This is a genomic window from Psychrobacillus sp. NPDC093180 (assembly GCF_044754065.1).
Classification (GTDB): Bacteria; Bacillota; Bacilli; order Bacillales_A; family Planococcaceae; genus Psychrobacillus.
In genome coordinates this window covers 1-19,099 of sequence record NZ_JBIVOJ010000006.1, presented here as the reverse complement: position 1 = coordinate 19,099, position 19,099 = coordinate 1, and the positions used below count along the sequence as shown (strand labels likewise).

At 37.2% G+C, this 19,099-nt stretch carries 17 protein-coding genes; 10 read left to right on the top strand and 7 right to left on the bottom strand.

Annotated features, from left to right (window positions below; all coding sequences use genetic code 11):
• Positions 1-117: 117 nt before the first annotated feature.
• Positions 118-1,353 (bottom strand): MFS transporter, encoded by a 1,236-nt coding sequence (locus tag ACIP9W_RS10130; RefSeq protein WP_400788811.1) that lies wholly within the window; start codon positions 1,351-1,353, stop codon positions 118-120.
• A gap of 286 nt (positions 1,354-1,639) precedes the next feature.
• On the opposite strand from ACIP9W_RS10130, the gene ACIP9W_RS10125 reads away from it, so the two are divergent.
• Both ACIP9W_RS10125 and ACIP9W_RS10120 read left to right on the top strand, forming a co-directional pair.
• Positions 1,640-2,233, top strand: a complete 594-nt coding sequence (locus ACIP9W_RS10125; protein WP_400789343.1) for a peptidylprolyl isomerase — start codon at positions 1,640-1,642, stop codon at positions 2,231-2,233.
• A gap of 16 nt (positions 2,234-2,249) precedes the next feature.
• Complete coding sequence (locus tag ACIP9W_RS10120; RefSeq protein ID WP_400788809.1) at positions 2,250-2,474, top strand: hypothetical protein; 225 nt, start codon at positions 2,250-2,252, stop codon at positions 2,472-2,474.
• Positions 2,475-3,407: 933 nt separating this feature from the next.
• On the opposite strand, the gene ACIP9W_RS10115 is transcribed toward ACIP9W_RS10120, so the two are convergent.
• On the bottom strand, positions 3,408-4,574 hold the full coding sequence (locus ACIP9W_RS10115) for a MalY/PatB family protein (protein WP_400788807.1): 1,167 nt from the start codon (positions 4,572-4,574) through the stop codon (positions 3,408-3,410).
• 75 nt (positions 4,575-4,649) lie between these two features.
• On the opposite strand from ACIP9W_RS10115, the gene ACIP9W_RS10110 reads away from it, so the two are divergent.
• Complete coding sequence (locus ACIP9W_RS10110) at positions 4,650-4,910, top strand: DUF1871 family protein (protein ID WP_282241722.1); 261 nt, start codon at positions 4,650-4,652, stop codon at positions 4,908-4,910.
• Between the two features lie 45 nt (positions 4,911-4,955).
• Here the strand turns inward: ACIP9W_RS10110 and ACIP9W_RS10105 are convergent, their stop codons facing one another.
• Together ACIP9W_RS10105 and ACIP9W_RS10100 are read right to left on the bottom strand one after the other, a co-directional pair.
• Positions 4,956-5,168: a helix-turn-helix domain-containing protein gene (locus ACIP9W_RS10105; RefSeq protein WP_093269693.1), complete on the bottom strand. Its 213-nt coding sequence runs from the start codon at positions 5,166-5,168 to the stop codon at positions 4,956-4,958.
• Between the two features lie 498 nt (positions 5,169-5,666).
• Complete coding sequence (locus ACIP9W_RS10100) at positions 5,667-7,004, bottom strand: sodium-dependent transporter (RefSeq protein ID WP_400788803.1); 1,338 nt, start codon at positions 7,002-7,004, stop codon at positions 5,667-5,669.
• Positions 7,005-7,134: 130 nt separating this feature from the next.
• On the opposite strand from ACIP9W_RS10100, the gene ACIP9W_RS10095 reads away from it, so the two are divergent.
• The 3 genes from ACIP9W_RS10095 (at position 7,135) to yugI (ending at position 9,753) form a co-directional block, all read left to right on the top strand.
• Entirely contained in the window at positions 7,135-7,692 is a 558-nt protein-coding gene (locus ACIP9W_RS10095; RefSeq protein ID WP_400788801.1) for an RNA polymerase sigma factor, read from the top strand.
• Complete coding sequence (locus ACIP9W_RS10090; RefSeq protein ID WP_400788799.1) at positions 7,682-9,304, top strand: hypothetical protein; 1,623 nt, start codon at positions 7,682-7,684, stop codon at positions 9,302-9,304. Before ACIP9W_RS10095 ends, ACIP9W_RS10090 begins: the two co-directional genes overlap by 11 nt.
• Positions 9,305-9,381: 77 nt before the next feature.
• Positions 9,382-9,753 (top strand): S1 domain-containing post-transcriptional regulator GSP13, encoded by a 372-nt coding sequence (gene yugI / locus ACIP9W_RS10085; RefSeq protein WP_400788796.1) that lies wholly within the window; start codon positions 9,382-9,384, stop codon positions 9,751-9,753.
• A 31-nt stretch (positions 9,754-9,784) separates the two neighbouring features.
• On the opposite strand, the gene ACIP9W_RS10080 is transcribed toward yugI, so the two are convergent.
• Positions 9,785-11,107 carry an AAA-type ATPase lid domain-containing protein gene (locus tag ACIP9W_RS10080; RefSeq protein ID WP_400788794.1) on the bottom strand — a complete coding sequence of 441 codons (1,323 nt, stop codon included), beginning with the start codon at positions 11,105-11,107 and terminating at the stop codon, positions 9,785-9,787.
• Between the two features lie 136 nt (positions 11,108-11,243).
• Here ACIP9W_RS10080 and pruA point away from each other — a divergent pair, with 136 nt between their 5' ends.
• From pruA to ACIP9W_RS10060, 4 genes are all read left to right on the top strand, one after another.
• Positions 11,244-12,788 carry an L-glutamate gamma-semialdehyde dehydrogenase gene (pruA, locus tag ACIP9W_RS10075; protein ID WP_400788791.1) on the top strand — a complete coding sequence of 515 codons (1,545 nt, stop codon included), beginning with the start codon at positions 11,244-11,246 and terminating at the stop codon, positions 12,786-12,788.
• Positions 12,789-12,968: 180 nt separating this feature from the next.
• Positions 12,969-14,165 (top strand): ornithine--oxo-acid transaminase, encoded by a 1,197-nt coding sequence (locus ACIP9W_RS10070; protein ID WP_282241714.1) that lies wholly within the window; start codon positions 12,969-12,971, stop codon positions 14,163-14,165.
• 79 nt (positions 14,166-14,244) lie between these two features.
• Positions 14,245-15,489, top strand: a complete 1,245-nt coding sequence (locus ACIP9W_RS10065; protein ID WP_400788788.1) for a Glu/Leu/Phe/Val family dehydrogenase — start codon at positions 14,245-14,247, stop codon at positions 15,487-15,489.
• Between the two features lie 87 nt (positions 15,490-15,576).
• The gene (locus ACIP9W_RS10060) at positions 15,577-16,740 is read left to right on the top strand and encodes an iron-containing alcohol dehydrogenase (protein WP_400788785.1); all 1,164 of its coding nucleotides are present in this window, start codon (positions 15,577-15,579) and stop codon (positions 16,738-16,740) included.
• Between the two features lie 73 nt (positions 16,741-16,813).
• On the opposite strand, the gene ACIP9W_RS10055 is transcribed toward ACIP9W_RS10060, so the two are convergent.
• Both ACIP9W_RS10055 and ACIP9W_RS10050 read right to left on the bottom strand, forming a co-directional pair.
• Positions 16,814-17,803 carry a cation diffusion facilitator family transporter gene (locus tag ACIP9W_RS10055; protein WP_400788782.1) on the bottom strand — a complete coding sequence of 330 codons (990 nt, stop codon included), beginning with the start codon at positions 17,801-17,803 and terminating at the stop codon, positions 16,814-16,816.
• A 17-nt stretch (positions 17,804-17,820) separates the two neighbouring features.
• Entirely contained in the window at positions 17,821-18,540 is a 720-nt protein-coding gene (locus ACIP9W_RS10050) for an MgtC/SapB family protein (RefSeq protein WP_282241711.1), read from the bottom strand.
• Positions 18,541-19,099: the final 559 nt, after the last annotated feature.

Below are 19,099 nucleotides of genomic sequence, written 5' to 3'. Positions count from 1 at the left end.
ATTTCATCATTATAAAGATCGATTACATCTAAGTGGAATTGCGTCCAGATTATCAGTATCCTTGACAACTCCTTGTTAAAAGAATAGCACACTTTCTAGTGGAAAGTGTGCCAGTTTTTACGTTGTTTTTGCATGAAGTTCTTCTTCTAACAAAACATCTTCAAAGTCCTGCACTGGTTTCTTCCGTGCAAAATAAATAATGAAGAAGGCGATTAAAAATAAACTGCCAGTTACAAAAAATACAGAAGAGATGCCAATATATCCACTTATAAAACCACCAAACATAGGTCCAATAATATTTCCTAAAAAACGGAAGCTTGTGTTATAACCCATTAATTCCCCTTGTACTTCGATCGGTGCTTCTCTTCGAATCAATGCTGTCGTTATTGGTATGAGACCACCAGATGCAATTCCAAATAAGAATCGTAGGACGATCAATTGCCATAAATCAGTAACGAATGCTTGTGGAATGATAAATATAAACGCGATGATTAGTAAAGCGGATAATATTTTTTCGTATCCCATCGTATCTCCAAGTTTCCCCCAGGTTCTAGCAAAAAGTAAACTGCCGACCCCTGTTGCACTAAACGTAATACCTGCGAGTAAGGCTACTTCGGTTGAATTTGTTAAATGCGAAACATACAAAGAGAGAAGAGGCTGAATACTAAATAAACCGATTTGAACAATCGACGTTATTATTAATACATTTAAAATAAGTCGATGGTGAAAAATACCCGAAATAACTGTTTTTCTGGAAAATTCATGGTCGCTAATTTTCTTCTCTTTTTTTATTTCTCGTATACCGAAAATAACGAGTAATGCAGCGAGTGAAACAGCGGAAGAGGTAATGATAAAGGTATACTGAAAACCGAAAGTATCTGCTAAGAAGCCACCCATTACCGGGCCGAATAGTGTACCGGATACACTTCCCATTTGTAGTGTCCCCATCGTTTTTCCAGCTATATTTCTTGGTGTTTGTGCGCTTATGAAAGCTAGTGAAGTAGGGATAAATCCAGTAACAATCCCCATAAATAAACGAAGGATAAAAAATGCTTCTACAGAATGAACGAAGCCCATTAATAAAACACTTGTTGCAATGCCAAAACCATTAATAATCAGTATAGGTTTGTACCCATATTTGTCCGCAATTCTTCCCCAAACTGGAGACATTAAAAAGGCGGTCACAAACGTAACTCCAAATACTAACCCAGCCCATTTTTGAACGTAGCTTTCAGAAAAGTCACCCATACTGTTAATATATAATGACAAAAAGGGCATAATCATCGTCATTGTGCCCGAGACGAGAAAGTTAGAAAACCACATGATCGTAAAATTTCTCTTTTGTACGCTCACCGTAATCCCTTCTTTCTTTTTTTGTTGCGTACTTAATAGTCACATACTAGTATAGAACATTTCGAGTGACTAAGAAAGTTAGATACTTTGTCACTGAAATTGAGATACGAATATGGTAAACTATTTTGGGGTGAATAAATTCGTGAAAAAAATAATTTTATTCTTAATTATAAGTACCGCGCTTATCTTAAGTGCATGTGGAACAACGGCTAAAGAAGCACCGAAAGAAGAAAAAGTTCCTGAAAAAGAAACAGCTGTAAATACTGATACCCAACAACAAGGAGAGATAACCATGTATCCACAACTGAATGCAGAAGTTGCTTCTAATGAAGCATTAGTTATTATGCATACTTCTATGGGAGATTTGAAGATCAAACTATTTCCAGAATATGCACCAAAAACGGTCGAAAACTTTTTAACGCATGCGGAGAACGGCTATTATGATGGCATCATTTTCCACCGTGTTATTCAAGATTTCATGATTCAAGGTGGCGACCCGACTGGAACTGGAATGGGTGGCGAAAGTATTTACGGAGAAGAATTTGAGGATGAATTCTCGATGAACCTTTTTAACATAAGAGGCGCATTATCTATGGCAAATGCCGGCGCGAATACGAATGGTAGTCAGTTCTTTATCGTTCAAGCAACTCAACCACCAGCAACTGTAGAGCAATTAACAGAAGGTGGATGGCCAAAAGAAATTGCGGAAGCATATGCGAAGAACGGTGGAACGCCACATTTGGATCAAAAGCATACTGTTTTTGGACAAGTAATAGAAGGAATGGATGTTGTTGACCAAGTAGCTGCGGTAGAAACTGGTGCACAAGACAAGCCGGTAAAAGATATAACAATTGAATCCATCGAGATTATTGAAAAATAAGTAAGGAAGTGTAGATATGTTTACTTTTTTACAGCCAGCGTTCCTTTATTTGTACTTTCCAGAAGATAAAACGGAATATATTCCAGTAGTCATCGAATTTCTTGTATTATTGGTAATTTGTATATTTGTTTTCAGATGGTTCAAAAAGAAATCAGCAAGAGACGCTGAAAAAGCAAAAGTATTAGAAGAAAAAATCATGCGAATGAGAAAAGAAGAACTAGAAAAGCAGTCATCTCAATGAGATGACTGCTTTTGCGTTCTATTGGTATGCTCCTTGTTTAGGGAAACTGCGAAGTAAATTAAATTGCTCTATGAGTGTCCGTTATGATTTTTACTGCAGTCGTACGCTTTCCGCCGGGTGAGCGATGAGCCATTCCCTCCGCTTGGGGCGTCGTTGGAATGTCTCATTGGCCCACGAGGAACAAAGGCTAAGAACGCCACATCGTGTGGCAATACCTTTGAAACCAACATCCTGTTGGCCTCGGCAGGAGTCGACGCCTGCAGCAAAAATCAATGGTAAATCCTTTTTTATTTTTGATCGACTTGCTAAAAACAAAAACAAAAACATCAACAGTTTTTTGACTAGGTAAATCCAATAAATGGCTAAGGGCAACCAAACAGCTGTCGAAAGCAACCAATTCTAGTCTGTGAGCAACCAAATCACTGTTGAGAGCAACTATTTCTAGTCTAAAGCAACCAAATTACTTCTAAGAGCAAACAATTTTCATAAAACAAGTTTACTTGGTGTGAGACGCCGATATGGATGAACGTTATTAAGGATTACTTTATAAAAAGCTTCCGCTTGCTTGGCTTTGTCGCGCTCGCACCGTGCTTTGTAGCGTTCAAAGGCCAGTTTGTCATGTTCGCAGCTCATTATGTCGCGTTAAACCATTTATTGGCATTTATTAGTTGGAGAACATCTGAATAGGTTTCATTTGTTAAACAGTGACACTGATTAGATAGCGTTATCCTCCATAGACTGTAGCGAAAGGGCGTCGACTCTAGCCGGAATAGCTTGAGCTGAAGACCCTGGACAGAGCGTAGCGAAGGAAGCGACTGAAGCCAAGCCGGCGGAAAGCATACGCCCTGCAGCGGAAATCTTGGCGGATTCTTCATTCCATTCACTACGTCGCAGTTTTCCTATACTACGTAAGTAAAAGAACATAATAGCTGATTATTCTAGTGCTCTAGTAAATCGGGCGACACCATCTTGAATCGTTTCGAACGGGCAAGCACAGTTCATCCGTAAAAAACCATCACCAGCTTCTCCGTACTTAGTCCCTGGCTCTAGCGCTAGTCTTCCTTTCATTAACAGCCGTTCCATTATATCTTGTTCAGAAAGTCCGGTACCTCGGTAGTTGATCCATAACAAATACGTTCCTTCTGGTTTCGCTACTGTTATTCCTTCAATTTTGGATAAATGCTCTACAGCGTAGTCCATATTAACGGAGAGAACCTCCATTAATTCCTCTAGCCATAGTCCACCTTCTTCATAAGCTGTTTGCAATGCCGTTAAAGCAAAAATATTTAGACCCATTACTCCACGAGTCATAGCAAAATGCTCCAATGTTTTTCGTTTTTCTTCATCCGGTACAATAGTAGCCGCTGCTTGAATTCCTGCGATATTAAATGTCTTAGTAGGTGCAAAGAATGTAATAATATTCGAAACATCTTCTGCTGCATTTAGCAAAGGAGTATGTTGAAAAGGTTTATATGTAAGGTCTGCATGGATTTCATCCGATAGAATTATTACATTATATTGTTTACATAGTGCTGCCATTTGTCGAAGGTCTTCTTTGCTCCATACCTTTCCACCTGGATTATGCGGATTGCATAATACAAATACTTTTATCCCTTTTTGTAAGCACTCTTCAAAAAGTTCAAAATCCACTTCATATCCGTTATTTTTTTCTGTCAAACGGCAAGTGATGACTTCTCGTCCTAAATTTTGAGGAATACTTGTGAATGGGGGATAAACAGGTGTGTGTATTAATACTTTATCACCTAGTTCTGTAAAAACCTCGATTGCTTCTGCCATGGCTGGAATAACACCTTGGCGAAATAAAATCCATTCGTTATCAATCGCTAATTGGTGCTTGTTTAATACCCAACTAGACAAAGCTGTTTTAGCTTCTTCTGGTGTAATGGCATAACCAAAAATTGGATGTTCCATTCGTTTATGAATGGCATCTCTAATAACTGGTGCAATAGCAAAATCCATATCTGCAATCCACATAGAGAGCACGTCTGATGTATCCTCCAAAGAATAAATTTGATCAAGCATGTCCCATTTAACAGAGAAGGTATTTCTTCGATTATAAATAGTAGAAAAATTAGACAAAATAATTTCTCCTTTCAATTTAAGATTATTATGTTATTATATCCCTAACTAATAAAACTAGTAAGGTGAAACTAAATGGATACAATTGAAATGAATAGAAAAGCAATTTGGACTCTACAAGAGTGGGATCCATTCAATTTAGGGGTAGATGGTTACGAAACAGAAACAGCAGATGTTGTAGCAGATTTACAGAACATCGATCATCCTTCTGAACTGGCGAAACGGATTCAGGAAATTTATGAGCATTCGTTCGAGCAGTGGATACCACTTGAAAAATGTGTAGAAATTTCATATAAGTTGATTGCCTTAAAATATGAAATGAAATGTATTATTTAATAAAAAAAGCTTTCGGTTTCAGTAGATCCCGAAAGCTTTTTTGTTTTATGCATCTTGTAAGCCATCTAATAAATTGGATGCTGGTACTTCCAATGCGTTCGATAATTTTAAGATGGTTTGGACAGATGGTGTTTCGTTGCCTGATTCATATGCCTCTAGTTTTCCTGTACCAATTCTTGTTTTTAAAGCAAGTGTTTCTAAAGAAATATTACGCTCTTCTCTTAGTTGTCGTAATTGTTCGTGCAATTCTTTTTTCATAAATTCATCCACCTCTTTAAAAGTCTTAATTGTTACTATATTATAGCACAATTCTTTTTAGAACAGCTTTGAAGTATTGACAGAAAAAGTACTTTTATCCCGCATTAACGGGCAGTAAGACTCCCACTTCAAGATTAAAGAAAAGCGAAGAGATAAATGGGAGATCAACTGCCCGTAAAAGCCCGATTGGTTCAACTAACAATCAGGGGGGGAAGAAAACCCCCCACTGATTGAAGTTTCACTTTATCCCGCATTAACGGGCAGTAAGACTCCCGCTTCAAGATTGAAGAAAAACGAAAAGATAAGTGGGAGATCAACTGCTGGCATGCGCCCGATGAAATGATCCCAGACTAAGTACGCAACATCGTGCTGCTCCTGCGCAAAGCTCGTCGCAAAATAAAAGAGCGTTTGCAACATCTGTGTGTCCCACATCATGTGGGGCATAACTAACAATCAGTGGGGGATGAAGACCCTCCTACTGATTGTAGTTTCACTTTATTACAAAAACAATTTAATGATTCCTTGCACAAAAATAATAATGATTGCGATAGGAGCAGCAAGACGAACGATAAAATACCATGTACTAAACAAGGAATGCCCTAACTTTAACTCATTGGAAAGTTCTGCCTTCGTTAATTGATAACCAGCAAATAAGGATATGAAAAATGCACCTAAAGGTAATCCAAAACTGCTGGTGATAAAATCCGCAAAGTCAAAAACAGTCATTCCTATAATATGTAGATCAGAAAGTACTCCAAAAGATAATGCGCTTGGAATTCCTACTAAGAAGATAATTATGCCGTAAATCCAAGAGGCTTTTCTACGGCGGTCATAATTAGAACGAATTCCAATAGATACAGATATTTCTAACATCGAGATAGACGATGTCAGAGTAGCGAAAAGCAGTAAGATAAAGAAAATAATCATAAAAAATGCACCGAAAGGTATTTGTTCAAATACTGCAGGTAAGATAATGAATGCCAAACCAGGTCCTTGATCGGGAGTGTACCCTAGTGCGAAAACAGCAGGGAATATAACAAGTCCAGCTAATATGGAAACTCCGATATTCATCAGGGATACATTTAACGCAGAACTTCCTAGTTTTTCTTCTTTTGATAAATAAGAAGCATATGTAATCATCACGGCTACTCCAACGCTTAGAGAGAAGAAAGCTTGTCCAAGTGCCAGCAGAATTGTTTTTCCGTTAAAATAAGACCAATCTGGGACAAACAAAAATTTAATCCCTTCCATTGCGCCATCAAGTGTTAATGATCGTATGACAAGTGCGATAAAGAAGACAAATAAAAGAGGCATCATCCACTTACTAGCACGTTCAATACCGCCTTTGATACCACCTTGTACAATCCAGATGGTTAAGAGCATAAATGCTCCTTGTGCAATGATTACTTCCCAAGGATTTTGGATAATAGAACCAAATAACTCACCGAAGTAATTTTCGCTTCCGCCTTTCAGTTTAAAAAATATAGCTCGGACTAGATAACTTAAGATCCATCCGCCTACAACGCTATAAAAGGATAAAATAATAGATGAAAATATTAATCCGGACCAACCTAACAGATACCATGGTTTTCCTGGAGCCTGTTTTTTGAAAGAAGTGACAGGGTCTGCTTGTCCACGTCTTCCGATTACAAATTCTGCAAGTAAAATAGGAAGACCAATTAAAAGTGTACTAATAATGAAAAGTATAAGAAAGACACTACCACCATTAGTTCCTGCCATATACGGAAACTTCCAAATAGCCCCTAAGCCGATTGCACTTCCGGCCGCAGCTAATATAAATCCAATTTTCGATCCGAAACGATCTCTTTTTGCCAAAAATAACTCCTCCTTCAGGTAGAACGGTCTTATTGTACACGAGGTTAAAGAGAAAATGTAGACTTATTTTGAAACATTCTAGAATTATCTTTCGTATCACCTATACAACAAGAGAGAGTGAGGGGGAGCAATGCATAATAGTGAAATGATTGAGCGTGCGCAAAAAGGAGATAAAAAAGCATATGCGGAGCTAATTCAAATACATCATCGAACGGTAGAAAAGTTTGCTTATCAATGCGGAGTAAAAGCAAATGATTTACCAGATGTTACACAAGAAGTATTTGTTAAGCTATATCGTTTTTTGCCTCAATTTAAGCATGAACGTTTTACGACGTGGTTATACAAAATAACATTAAACGCAACAAGGGATTATTACCGTAAGGAAACAAGAGAAAAGGCGAAAGAAGAAAAACTGACGCGTAATGTAACTACATCCTATTGCACAAAATCAGCAGAAGATAGAATTTTAGTATTTGAAGAAGATCAAGAATTACATAAAGCAATTCAATCGTTAGATGAAAAGTATCGACACCCAATCATCCTTTTCTATTTTCATGAATTATCCTATGTACAAATAAGTGAAGTACTAAATGTTCCAATTTCCACGATTAAAATAAGGTTACTTCGAGCAAAAGGTCATTTGAAAACTGCCCTAGAAATGAACGGAGGTACTGAGCATGGACGATAAACGATTAGAAGAACGCTTGCATTTATTGAAAGATTCATATGAGCGAATCCCATCGGAAATGGATGTAGATGCCATATTAAACAAGATAGAGGAAGCACCGCAAGTAAATGAAAAGAAAAACAAAGGAACGAAATGGCAACGAGTAACAGTTTGGGCTGTGAGTATCGCTAGTGTTTTTATCATCGGAGTGTTAAGTGCAGATTATTTGGAAGGTGGAGGGATAAAAAATAGTCAAAACAAGCAAGAAGAACTGGAGCAAACGGATGATTTGATAGAATATGCAAAAAGTTTGAAGGATCAATACGAAAAAGAAAGAGAAAAAAGACGTCTAGTACTAGATATACCAGCTAAGGATTTTAAAACACTATCTTTTGTTCAGCAAGCAGATGGGTTTGCATCATCTATAGATTATTTTTCAAAACAAACATATGAATCCAATTATTACACTTCTAAAGATCGATACAAGGAGTTGTTTGGAAAAGCGGTTAATAATATTCATCTACCTTCAGAAATGGTGGGTGATATATTAAAACAGCAGGAAAAATTAGATGAAGCAAAGACTTCGCAGTTTTTTAATTCCTATTACTCGAAAATTATAGATTTAAAGATTTATTTTAATAAAAAGCAAAATGTAACCAAAAAACAAGTTGTTTCTCTTGAAGGGGAAGGTTTATATTTAGAGAATGGGGAATTCCATTTTAATGGTAATGATGATTATCTAGCGCTCAAAGCATTTTTAGTTCCAACAGTTGCGGGATATTTAGAAATGCTTGAGCAAGAACCATATACTTATGCAGGAGAGCTTGTTTATTCCCTAGAGGATTCGGTAGCTGCTATGATGATGTTTGAGAATAGTTTATTAGAAAGCTTTGATTACTATAGTAATATATCAACGATGAAAGGATATTACACAGAAATCTTTCATGCAGTTGTAAAAGGCACTAAGGATCAATCTATTTATGGTGATGATGGAAAAGTGAAGGAAGAATATCGTCAGTTATGGAAAGCAATGATGTCACAAACTAGCAATTCACCGGTCAATTATATTCTACCTCCAATTGTAAAAGAATTTGAAGCAAGTAATTGGAGGAAATCTGATAGTTGGGAAAGCCTTAATTATGGAGATATCGATGATGCACTTCATTTAGCAATCAATGGAGACTTAGGACCATTTATAGAAAATCTGCCATCTGGAAAAAACGAAACATCTGTGGATGACAATTTTGTTCAAAGAGTTCATGCGTTATATAAGTTATTCGCAGGGGCTCATGATCAAACAGTTTTAAAAGATGCTAAACCAGAAGAAATAGTTGGGCTATATTATTACTGTGCTCAACTAGGTGATAAAGAAACGAAATATGAACTGTATATTAAAGATGATCAGTATCAACAAATTCCCAAAGAAGAATATATGAAGCCTCCGCATCAAAAGATAACAGATTTTCGCAAGGAGTTTTCTTCGCTACATTTTGAACAACGTTCTGATAAAAAGGGGTATGTAGTATTAACGCTTCATCCTGATCGTACTCTTTACATGCACGACGAAGTAATTGGTTTTGCGGTGATCCACACAGAAAACGGTTGGCGAGTTGCATTCATGCCCACTCAGTGATTTTTGCTAGTCGGTATACCGATATGTTATAATTTACCGTGACTATAACGTATATAAAGAAAGTAGGAACGGGTATTATGACAAAAATTTATAAGGTAGGAGATGTGGTCACGGGCAAAGTAACGGGTATTCAGCCTTACGGAGCATTCGTTGGTTTAGATGAACATACACAAGGACTAGTGCATATTTCTGAAATAACCTATGGATACGTGAAAGAAGTTGGGGAGTTTTTAACAGTTGGCGAAGAGGTGGATGTGAAGATTCTTGAAATAGACGACGAGGCGGGAAAAATTAGTTTATCCATCCGTGAGCTTCAAGAAAAACCAGTCGTTCCTAAAAAAGAAGATAAGCCACGTAAAACACTACAAGCCCGTGTAGATGAACATGACGTGGAAGGCTTTAACACACTAAAAGAAAAATTAGGCGAGTGGATTAAAAAATCGATCTAATCGTCCTTTGATTAAAAAATGGAAGCAGCTCTTATTGAGGAGTGCTTCCATTTTTTATTTTACGTAATCGATATTGTAGGTTTTGTCTGCTCATTCCTAAAGCTTCCGCAGCCTTAGTCACATTCCCATCATGTTTATCCATCGCTTTTTGTAAGTAATAAGCTTCGGCTTCTCTCAAATACTCATCCAATGGCAGCAAGTCCTTATCAGAAGAGATAACAAAGTCCTCTGCTTTTTTCGATGATTCGTTGAAATCTTGTACTTTTAACTTAAAATGTAGAGGCAGCATATCAAACTTCAATATTCTTTCCGTAGTAATCATCGAACTAATCTCATCTAAAAGTAACTCTAGTTCTTTGAGATTTCCTGGCCAGTCATAACTTAATAGCGCTTCGATAACATCTTCTTCTATTTCTTTAATGGTAGAGCCATACCGATTTAAATAACGATGAAAATAATCTTCTACAAAAGGTAATATATCTTCCATTCGCTCTCTGAGTGGCGGAATATTAATCGTGACAGTTGTAAAATAATAATACAGTTCCTTGCTTAATTGTTTCTTTGCGATTAGATCGATTGGGTCTAATCCGATACTTGCTATATACAAATTTTTACTATTGCTATTTGCATTTAAAATATCTAACAGCTTAATTTGTAAATCGATGGATAATAAATCGATTCTTTCACAAAATATAGTGCAGTTCGATAGAGATCTAAGCTCTTTTTCAAATTTGTCTATTAAATGTTTATCCGAACTATGACAATACAAGCTGATAAATTGTTCATTCGGAGGGGAAAGCTGATGGTGTATAGCTTCAGCGATTAGGTCTTTCCCAGTGCCGGCTTCTCCGGTAAGTAGTACGGGCATTCGTACATGGGCAGCTTTAATAGATCGTTCCTTTACATCCTTCATAAGTTGAGATGCTGCCGTAATAGTGGAGAGGGTAATCGCTTCATTATACCTTTTTAGAGGCTGGTATATTAGCCGTTCCAATGTTGTAATATCTCGGGAAAATTCAATCGCACCAATCAGTTTACTATTTTCGAAAATAGGGTATGTATCGTTGATTGTGGTTATTTCTTGCCCATTTCTATTCCAATACGTTTGTTTAACACGTAAAACAGGTTTTTCACTGTGCAATACTTTTAACAAGGTACTTTCTTGTTGCTCAAATTGAAAAAGGTCCAAAATGGATCGGTCGACTACATCTACTGAATCTAGACCTTCAATTTCTTTCATTTTTTCATTATAAATAATCGTTTTTCCTGTTATATCAACAGCATGAATTCCTACAGATACATGCCCTGTAGCAAACTTATAAAAAGGGAGAAGCTTACTCAATTGGTCCTTCATCTAGCTCACCTCAAAAATTTTTTTAACATTTTAAAATTTAATACTTGAAAAACGCAACAATCTTTTGCATTATTATATATGTAAATGATTTATAAACGCAAATTATTTTTGCACTAACAATTAAAGGAGGATTTACATGTTACCTTATAAACACGAACCATTCACAGACTTCTCCAAAGAAGAAAACAAAAATGCGATTAAAGAAGGATATAAAGTAGTTGAAGCATATTTAGGTGAAGAGTATCCATTAATCGTTGGTGGAGAGCGTATTACTACTGAAGGTAAAATCACTTCTTATAACCCAGCAAAGAAAGAACAAGTGGTAGGGATTGTTTCAAAAGCGACGAGAGACATTGCTTCTAAAGCGATGGACATTGCAGATGAAACATTTAACACATGGAAAAAAGTTAAACCAGAAGTACGTGCAGATGTACTTTTCAAAGCAGCAGCAATTATGCGTCGTCGTAAAGCTGAATTCTCTGCATTATTATCAAAAGAAGCGGGGAAAACATGGGTTGAAGCTGATGTAGAAGCAGCTGAAGCAATCGATTTCTTAGAATATTATGGTCGCCAGATGTTACGTTTAAAAGATGGTGTTCCAGTTGAAAGCCGTCCAGGCGAATATAACCGTTACGACTATATTCCATTAGGAGTAGCAGTAGTTATTTCTCCATGGAACTTCCCATTTGCTATTATGGCTGGTACTACAGTTGCAGCAATGGTTGCTGGTAATACAGTATTATTAAAACCTGCATCGACTACACCAATCGTTTCTTATAAATTTGTAGAAGTATTAGAAGAAGCTGGTATGCCTGCTGGCGTAGTTAACTTCATCCCTGGTTCAGGTGCAGAAATTGGTGACTTCTTAGTTGAGCATCCACGTACCCGTCTAATCAGCTTCACTGGTTCTCGTGATGTTGGTTTAGGAATCGTTGAAAAATCATCTAAATTGGCAGATGGTCAAATTTGGATTAAACGTACGATCCTTGAAATGGGTGGTAAAGATACAATCGTAGTAGATAAAGAAGCAGACTTAGAACTAGCTGCTCAATCTATCGTAAAATCTGCATTCGGTTTTAGTGGTCAAAAATGTTCGGCATGTTCTCGTGCTGTAATTGTGGAAGATGTATATGATCAAGTAGTAAATCGAGTAGAAGAGTTAACAAATGCATTAACAGTAGGAGTTCCTGATAATGACGAGCACTTCGTTGGTCCAGTTATCGATGGTTCTGCATTCAATAAAATTATGGAATACATTGAAATTGGTAAAGGAGAAGGCCGTTTAGTAGCTGGTGGTACTGGTGATGATTCAGAAGGTTATTTCATCCAACCAACAGTTATTGCAGATCTATCTCCAACTGCGCGTATTATGCAAGAAGAAATCTTCGGTCCAGTTGTTGGGCTTACAAAAGCAAAAGATTTCGACGAAGCAATTGATATTGCGAACAATACGGAATACGGTTTAACTGGAGCAGTTATTACAAATAACCGCATGAACCTGGAAAAAGCTCGTGAAGATTTCCATGTTGGTAACCTTTACTTTAACCGTGGATGTACAGGTGCGATTGTAGGATACCAACCATTTGGTGGATTCAATATGTCTGGTACAGATTCAAAAGCTGGCGGACCAGATTATATTGTTCTTCATATGCAAGCAAAAACAACTTCTGAAATGCTTTAATACTATATAACACTAAATAGGTAGGCACATCTTTGGTGGGTCTACCTATTTATAAAACAAAAGAGAAAGTAAATACTTTCTTATTTTTATTTAAGTATCGATGGATATACAGTGCTTTGCCTCTTGTGGGCAGATATAGGCGGCTTGCGCTTTTCTAACTAAGAAACGGGGGAAATGAAGATGACAAACTCACAACATGTGATTGATCAAACAGATAAATTTGGTGCAAATAACTACAATCCACTTCCAATCGTTATTTCGGAAGCAGAGGGTGTTTGGGTAAAAGATCCAGAGGGTAATAAATATATGGATATGCTTTCTGCATACTCTGCAGTGAACCAAGGGCATCGTCATCCTAAAATTATTCAAGCGTTAAAAGACCAAGCAGATCGTGTTACTTTAACATCTCGCGCATTTCACAATGACCAATTAGGACCATGGTATGAAAAAGTGAGTGAAATTACAGGAAAAGAAATGGTATTGCCAATGAACACTGGAGCAGAAGCGGTAGAAACTGCATTTAAAGCTGCTCGTCGCTGGGCTTATGATGTAAAAGGAGTTGCAGAAGGCCAAGCGGAAGTCATCGCATGTAATGGAAACTTCCATGGTCGTACAATGACAGCCGTATCTCTATCATCGGATCCGGAATATAAACGTGGCTTTGGACCAATGTTACCTGGTATTAACTTAATCCCTTACGGAGACTTAGAAGCACTTAAAGCAGCTATTACACCAAATACTGCGGCATTCCTAATCGAACCTATTCAAGGGGAAGCAGGAATTCTAATTCCACCAGCTGGATTTATGAAAGCAGCTTATGAACTATGTAAAGAAAATAATGTGTTGTTTATCGCAGATGAGATTCAAGCAGGTCTTGCGCGTACTGGTAAAATGTTCGCTTGTGAATGGGAAGATGTAAATCCGGATATGTACATCCTAGGTAAAGCACTTGGTGGTGGGGTATTCCCAATTTCATGTGTAGTTGCTGACCGTAGTGTACTTGAGGTATTCAATCCAGGATCACATGGTTCTACATTTGGAGGAAATCCTTTAGCTTGTGCAGTATCCGTTGCTTCATTAAATGTATTAACGGATGAGAAACTTGCAGAACGTTCATTAGAGCTAGGTGAATACTTCATGAATGCATTAAAAGAAATCCAACATTCTTCTATTAAAGAAGTTCGTGGACGTGGATTGTTTATCGGTATGGAACTAACAGAAGAGGCTCGCCCATATTGCGAGCAGTTAAAAGAACTAGGATTATTATGTAAAGAAACACATGACACGGTGATCCGTTTTGCACCACCTCTAGTGATTTCAAAAGAAGACCTAGATTGGGCAATCGACAAAATAAAAAAAGTATTTAGCAATCAATAAATCATAGACAAATAGGAAGTAATGTATGTTACAATGATTCCGAAGAAATAATTATGAATTAAAGAGGCGAAATAATCAAATGGCTGAAAATTTAAACCTGTTCACATCAACCCAGGCTGTCATTAAAGAGGCACTGCAAAAATTAGGTTATGACGAAGCAATGTATGAGTTACTGAAAGAACCACTTCGCATGATGGAAGTTCGCATTCCAGTAAGAATGGATGATAATACAGTAAAAGTATTTACAGGTTACCGTGCTCAACATAATGATGCAGTTGGACCTACAAAGGGTGGAGTACGTTTCCATCCAGCAGTAACGCAAGAGGAAATGAAAGCACTTTCTATGTGGATGACACTGAAAGCTGGAATCGTTGATCTTCCATATGGTGGAGGTAAAGGTGGAGTAGCTTGTGATCCACGTGAAATGTCCATGGGAGAAATTGAACGATTAAGTCGTGGTTATGTACGTGCAATTGGTCAGATTGTTGGACCAACAAAAGATATTCCAGCTCCAGATGTGTTTACAAACGCACAAATTATGGCATGGATGATGGATGAGTATAGTCGTATGGACCAATTCAACTCACCAGGTTTCATTACTGGTAAACCACTTGTACTTGGCGGATCACAGGGTCGCGATCGTGCTACTGCACAAGGTGTTACTATTGTTATTAATGAAGCAGCAAAAAAACGTAATATCGATATGCAAGGTGCACGTGTAGTTATCCAAGGTTTTGGTAATGCTGGAAGCTTCTTAGCTAAGTTTTTGAGTGATCAAGGTGCAAAAGTTATTGGTATTTCTGATGCTTACGGAGCTTTACATGACCCTAACGGTTTAGATATCGATTATTTATTGGATCGTCGCGATAGCTTTGGTACAGTTACAACACTATTTGAAAATACAATTTCTAACCAAGAACTGTTAGAGTTAGATTGTGATATATTGGTTCCAGCAGCAATTGAGAACCAAATTACTTCAGAAAATGCTCATAATATCAAAGCTACTATTGTAGTAGAAGCGGCGAATGGGCCAACAACTTCTGAAGCTACTAGAATCCTTTATGATAGAGGTATTCTATTAGTTCCTGACGTATTAGCTAGCGCAGGAGGAGTAACGGTTTCTTATTTTGAATGGGTACAAAATAACCAAGGTTATTACTGGACAGAAGACGAAGTAAACGAAAAATTAGTGAAAAAAATGGTAGAAGCTTTTGATAATATCTATGAAGTAGCATCAACTCGCAATATCAATATGCGTCTAGCTGCTTACATGGTTGGGGTACGCAGAACAGCAGAAGCATCACGCTTCCGTGGTTGGGTATAATAAGTTAGTCATACATAAAAACCGCTTGTAAAATACAAGCGGTTTTTATTATCATTAAAGTAGATAGAATTAAAGGAGGAAGTTTCAATGAATGCATTCTCATTTTATAATCCTGTAAAATTAATATTCGGAAAAGGGCAATTAGAGAAATTACCGAATGAGCTTGCCAGTTACGGTCAAAAAGTTCTTGTAGTATATGGTGGTGGTAGTATAAAGAAAAACGGCCTATATGATCAAGTGATGACAGCTTTAAAAGAAGCGGACATGCAAGTATTTGAATTACCGGGAGTTGAACCAAATCCAAGACTTTCTACAGCAAAGCGCGGAGCAGAAATTTGTAAAACAGAAGGAATTGACGTTGTACTAGCAGTTGGTGGTGGTTCCGTTATCGATTGTACGAAACTAATCGTAGCTGCTGCAAAATATGATGGAGACGCATGGGATTTAGTGACCCGTAAAGCAGTACCAAAAGAAGCGCTTCCATTCGGGACGGTCTTAACATTAGCGGCGACAGGTTCAGAGATGAATTCAGGTTCTGTTATTACAAATGAAGACACACAAGAAAAATACGGATGGGGAAGTCCGCTCGTATTCCCGAAATTTTCAATTTTGGATCCAGTACATACGTTTACAGTTCCTCTGGATCAAACGGTTTACGGTATTGTCGATATGATGTCTCATATGTTTGAACAATATTACAATGAAGCGACAAATACTCCTGTGCATGATGAAATGATTGAGGGTGTCCTTCGTGCTGTGATTGAAACGGCACCGAAGTTAGTGAAGGATTTGGAAAACTATGAGCTGCGAGAAACGATTTTATACGCAGGTACTATGGGATTAAACAACTTCTTACGAATGGGTTACATCGGAGATTGGGCTAGTCATAATATAGAGCATGCTGTTTCAGCGGTATATGATATTCCTCATGCTGGAGGACTAGCTATCATTTTCCCAAGATGGATGCGCCATAATGTTCATGTAAATCCAGAGCGCTTTGCAAAGTTAGCAGAAAAAGTTTTTCAAGTGGATCCAACCGGTAAATCGGCAGAGGAAGTCGCACTAGAAGGAATTGATCGATTAGTATCGTTTTGGTCTTCGCTCGGTGCACCGACGAATTTAGCTGACTATAATATAGATGATTCTCAAATTGATCTAATGGTAGAAAAAGCAATGGTCAACGGAGAATTCGGTAATTTTAACAAGCTGGATGCAGAGGATACAAAAGCAATCTTAACTGCATGTCTATAAAAAAATGCAAGCATTGGTTTATGCTGAGTAAAAAGTTAATATATAAAAAGAAAACACATGAGGGAGCAACTGCTCAATCATGTGTTTTTAATATTGTATGTTGGTCTCGATGAGTGGTCCACGTTCTAATGCCGTCATCTTCATCGAATGAGATGGTGACATCTGTTACACCTTGCTGATTTAAAATAAGTTCTTTCAATACATCATGAATATCATCTACTTTGGCGAACGAAAGTGTTGGATCTATTTCTGCAACTAAATTGACGTGCAAAAATTCACCTTCTTTGATTACTTCTAATTCTTTAATATCCTTTACATTGGGGTTTTCGGATATAACATGTGCAATATGTACAAGCATTTGCTCATCTGTTTCCCCTAGAACACCCCTAGCATTGTCTAAAAAGACCTTACCTACTACGTAAAACATCATGACCCCAATGAGGATGGAGGCTATCCCTTCAGCTTGTAGAAATCCTGTAAAATGTGAAATTAATACTGCGATAAATGCAAGAATTCCACCAGATGTAGCTACTAAGTCTTCCATAAAAACGAGTTTCGTCGCAGGCTTTGCCCTATTGAGATTTGCAAAACTCGTCGTAAGTGGTGCAAGAAAGCCACCTTTTATATTTACTTCGTGCAAAATTTCTTTACCTGCTTTGTATAAAACGGCAAATTCTAAAATAATCGAGATTCCCAAAACGATCAAACTAATAACAAAACCACTAGCAGCAACCGGATGCTGAATATGATGCCATCCTTCTTTAATAGTCTCGTAAGAAAGAATTCCAACTAATAATACGGCTCCTAAACAGACAAGATTAACTAAACGACCAAATCCATTGGGAAACCTTGGAGTAGGGGCTTTCTTTGATAGGGCAGAACCGATAAATACGAAAAATTGATTCGCCGCATCCCCGATGGAGTGCATCATTTCTGCGAACATGGCTACATTACCAGTTAAGAAGAATGCCCCGGCTTTTAAAGCTGCAATAATGGTATTGACAATTGCAGCAGTCAAAGAAGGGATATTTCCCCCTTTTAGTAACTTAAAAAATCCTTTCATACGAATGACTCCTCCTGTCAGATAGATTCTACTTCCACAGTTTCAATAAATTTCTGTTTTTTGATTGTATTATAGAATTCTACCGTATTTTTTTTAGTGACTATAGATAACCGTAAATCGATTTCATGCTTGATGATATTATTGTCTAAAACAACATCTTTTATCCGAATACTTTCTATATAAAGACCGCTAGCTTGAAGAAAATCATATACTTTCGCAATGCTTTCTGTATTTGAAACTATTACAATTAGTGACAATTCTTTTGATCTCAATCTTTTAGGTCCTATTTTCGCCATTAACGGGGGAATTATCTCAATACCGATTAAGACGATACATACACTTAGTGCTGCCTCAAAATAAAATCCTGCACCAACGGCAATACCAATTCCACCTGCGCCCCAAATCATAGCAGCAGTCGTTAAACCAGTAATACTATCGTTACCTCTACGAAGAATAACCCCTGCGCCAAGGAAACCAATACCACTTACAATCTGAGCGGCTAAGCGCAGAGGATCCATTGTTATGTTAATACCTTCATGTGGGTGAGCTTTGTATGCGGATTCAATCGATATGTATGTCAGCAGGCAACTAAATGTAGCGATAACGATGCTAGTTTTTAACCCAACTGGTTTCTTTTTTAGTTCCCTCTCTATACCTATTATTAAACTTAATAATGCGGCAATAGCTAATTTAAATATGATTTCAGCGCTACCGCTTATATCTGGCAACCATTCCATTATGTATTCCCCCTATATTTTTAAAATGATAAGTTGAGTATTTATTATATATATGAGGAAAAATATCGACGTATATCATAATTGACTCTTTAGAGCTTTATTGATATGTAATACCCATTATTAACGGGTTTAATCCTATTTGGATTTTTTCCGCTTTCTTAATCCTTGGGTATTTAAATTAATTAGGATTGAGAGGTTTAGAAGTAGTAATAATAAGATAGAATAAATTTATTGAAGTTTTTTTAGAAAAAGGGTTGCTTTTTTATTTATAAACAGGTATATTAATACTTGTCCTTCGGAACGACATTCAAACGATTTGAAATATTTCAAAAAAATGTTTGACATCTAATCCGAAAGAAGTTATACTAATAAAGTCGTCAAAACGAGACGGCAACATGAACATTGAAAACTGAACATGCAAAACGTTAAGATATAAGCTATTCAGATTAACTTGTTAGTCTTATAGCAAAACAATTATGACATCATTTAATGATGATGCCAGCAAAACAAAATGAGCTTTTTAAGTTCTCTATTATGGAGAGTTTGATCCTGGCTCAGG

Excerpts from the sequence above, each read along its gene's own strand:
- yugI (WP_400788796.1), top strand. The coding sequence starts at position 9,382 with ATGACAAAAATTTATAAGGTAGGAGATGTGGTCACGGGCAAAGTAACG.
- ACIP9W_RS10120 (WP_400788809.1), top strand. The coding sequence starts at position 2,250 with ATGTTTACTTTTTTACAGCCAGCGTTCCTTTATTTGTACTTTCCAGAA.
- ACIP9W_RS10070 (WP_282241714.1), top strand. The coding sequence starts at position 12,969 with ATGACAAACTCACAACATGTGATTGATCAAACAGATAAATTTGGTGCA.
- ACIP9W_RS10095 (WP_400788801.1), top strand. The coding sequence starts at position 7,135 with ATGCATAATAGTGAAATGATTGAGCGTGCGCAAAAAGGAGATAAAAAA.
- ACIP9W_RS10055 (WP_400788782.1), bottom strand. The coding sequence starts at position 17,803 with ATGAAAGGATTTTTTAAGTTACTAAAAGGGGGAAATATCCCTTCTTTG.
- ACIP9W_RS10065 (WP_400788788.1), top strand. The coding sequence starts at position 14,245 with ATGGCTGAAAATTTAAACCTGTTCACATCAACCCAGGCTGTCATTAAA.
- ACIP9W_RS10080 (WP_400788794.1), bottom strand. The coding sequence starts at position 11,107 with ATGAAGGACCAATTGAGTAAGCTTCTCCCTTTTTATAAGTTTGCTACA.
- ACIP9W_RS10050 (WP_282241711.1), bottom strand. The coding sequence starts at position 18,540 with ATGGAATGGTTGCCAGATATAAGCGGTAGCGCTGAAATCATATTTAAA.
- ACIP9W_RS10060 (WP_400788785.1), top strand. The coding sequence starts at position 15,577 with ATGAATGCATTCTCATTTTATAATCCTGTAAAATTAATATTCGGAAAA.
- pruA (WP_400788791.1), top strand. The coding sequence starts at position 11,244 with ATGTTACCTTATAAACACGAACCATTCACAGACTTCTCCAAAGAAGAA.
- ACIP9W_RS10105 (WP_093269693.1), bottom strand. The coding sequence starts at position 5,168 with ATGAAAAAAGAATTGCACGAACAATTACGACAACTAAGAGAAGAGCGT.
- ACIP9W_RS10090 (WP_400788799.1), top strand. The coding sequence starts at position 7,682 with ATGGACGATAAACGATTAGAAGAACGCTTGCATTTATTGAAAGATTCA.
- ACIP9W_RS10110 (WP_282241722.1), top strand. The coding sequence starts at position 4,650 with ATGGATACAATTGAAATGAATAGAAAAGCAATTTGGACTCTACAAGAG.